Annotated in this window: 3 protein-coding genes; all 3 read right to left on the bottom strand. The window is 53.7% G+C overall.

Going from position 1 to position 2284, the window contains the following annotated elements:
- Positions 1-747 (bottom strand): B12-binding domain-containing radical SAM protein (locus ACOSYY_RS04365; protein ID WP_421661047.1); only part of this gene is annotated, 747 nt, incomplete at its 3' end.
- Positions 748-1209: 462 nt separating this feature from the next.
- Positions 1210-1878 carry a Crp/Fnr family transcriptional regulator gene (locus ACOSYY_RS04360; protein WP_421661046.1) on the bottom strand — a complete coding sequence of 223 codons (669 nt, stop codon included), beginning with the start codon at positions 1876-1878 and terminating at the stop codon, positions 1210-1212.
- A gap of 125 nt (positions 1879-2003) precedes the next feature.
- Complete coding sequence (locus ACOSYY_RS04355) at positions 2004-2204, bottom strand: hypothetical protein (protein WP_421661045.1); 201 nt, start codon at positions 2202-2204, stop codon at positions 2004-2006.
- Between the last annotated feature and the right edge of the window lie 80 nt (positions 2205-2284).

Below are 2284 nucleotides of genomic sequence, written 5' to 3'. Positions count from 1 at the left end.
GAGATACTTGAGTTCCGCGACGACATGCTGCGGGCTGCGGGCTCGCCATTTCCCCTCGTTAAAGATCGGGATGTCGCAGAAGATACAAGGCCAGGGGCACCCACGAGACGTTTGCATGGTCGTGAACCGTCTCATCGAAAGTACCACCGGGACATCCAGTGGCATGGACTCAACATAGTCGAGTTTGAGGCTCTCGCGGTCCGGAAAGGGCCACTGATCCAGTTGCCGCTCCATGGCGCGGTTGGGATTTTGGATGACCTGCCCATTCTTCATCCATGTCAGGCTTGCGACATTCTGGGGATTGTCAAGATTCGCAAGGAGATCGAACAGCAACTGCTCCCCGTCACCGCGGCACACGAAATCGACTTCGGGACATTGTAATTTCACCAAAGAAGCATTCAGGCTGGCGAACACGCCGCCAAACGCGAGCTTCACATCCTTATTCGTCGCGCGAATCTCCCGCGCCAGCATCTTGGCGTAGGGATAGCTGGTGGTACTCAGAAAACTGAGTCCCACCAGTGCCGGTTGTTCATGATTGATTCGATCGATGATGACGGGGTTGGGGGTGTCGGGATCGGCTTGATCGAACAGCACACATTCATGGCCCGCCTGCTTGATGACGGACGATAGCGACATGATGCCGATGGGAGGAAATCCCATCACGCGAACGTTGCCGTTCGTGGCCCGCGTTTTAGCGGGAAGCGCATAGAACTGTGGATCGCGGACATGGATCAGGTAAACGAGCATACCGGCCTCCCAATGTAGACAGGTTCATACGCGGTACAGTGCAAATCCTGCCCTTCCAGCTGGGACAACGCCGGATCTGGCCATACGCTTCCCGGTTTCGGGCTTCTGCACAAAACCAAGGGTCATTTGTCCAGAATTATGCCCGAGCAGCAGGGGTCAGTCTGGTCAATATTGCTCACTTTTAAGGGAATGGATGGGACAGTGATGCTTGGAGTGGAAGGTGCGGATAATTTCATGTTCACAGCATGGTACCGCCTTCAACCCATTCGTGTCTTACTGATGGCAATACCTGGATAGTGTTCACCCATGTCATCTTTCATTTTTGTGCAGCCCCCCGGTCTATTCCTCGGGGATGAGACCTCACGCTACGTCAGAAGCATCCCTACCTTTTCATTATGGCTCAGCATAATGATGTGGTCGGCTACAGTCGCCAGGATGAAGAAATGGATTGAGACGAAGCCCTTAGTCATGGAGCACGACATTGAGGAGGGAGCTATGCACATGCAACCCGCCATTTCGATGCAGCCCGCCTTTGTAATCAATAAACCCCAGCTTGCGGAACTTATTCATGAAAAAACTGACGCGCGAACGGGTGGTGCCGACCATCTCAGCCAACGTTTCCTGAGATATCTTTGCAATGATCGTCTCGGGCTTGCTCTCCTTCCCAAAGTGGGTCAACAACAGCAGCGCGCGCGCCAATCGCTTCTCGCTGGAATTGAAGAGTTGATCCACCAAATCCTCTTGGACTCGGATCGAATGCGTCAATAAATACGACATGAACGCCGTGGCGAACCGGGGTTGTTTCTGAAGCATGGCAAGCATGACGGCTTTCTCGATGCGTAGAATGCGCGAGCCTTCCAAGGTGGTCGCGGTCGCCGTACGGACCGTCTGGCCCACCAGGCAGGATTCTCCTAAAAAAGCACCCTGCTCAAGAATTGCGATCACGGCTTCCTTGCCCTGTTCCGAGACTACGGTGATTTTCACCTTGCCTGACTGGATATAAAACACCGCATCAGTCGTATCCCCTTGCGAAAAGAGAATGTGTTTCTTGGGAGATGTGAGAATCGTCGTGCCCTTATCGGCCTTACTGAGGAAGGTTTCTAGATTGAACGGGTTTTGTGTGCGTGCCATCTGTTACCCTCCTTTTTTGGAGCGACCATGCCAACCATTTAGGCAGCATAATGGTTGATCGTACCGAGACGTTAGCCGATACGTTACGGTTCATGTCCGCTCCCGAAACCGACGAGGACATCATGCTATCGGTCGCGGTTCAGGGAATAGGATCCGCCCGACGACGAGACGGGGGTCTGCAGACTATCCACATTCTGTTGCAGCTCCCTCAGTGCCAGACCCGGTCTGCTTGACCGAGCATGGATACTATCCCCCATCCATAGCCGAAGGCCTTTTCGAGACGGTGAATTCATCGTCAACACATACGTCCGTGGTGTGGTCTTCATACTGTCCTCCGTAGTATTTGCGGCCCGCCGCTTCAACCTCGCACCGAACCCGAAAAGGTGGGCCATGTTCCATTATCGGT

The organism is Nitrospira sp. BLG_2 (assembly GCF_049222245.1).
Note: the sequence above shows the minus strand (reverse complement) of the source record. Positions and strands in the feature narration are given on the sequence as shown.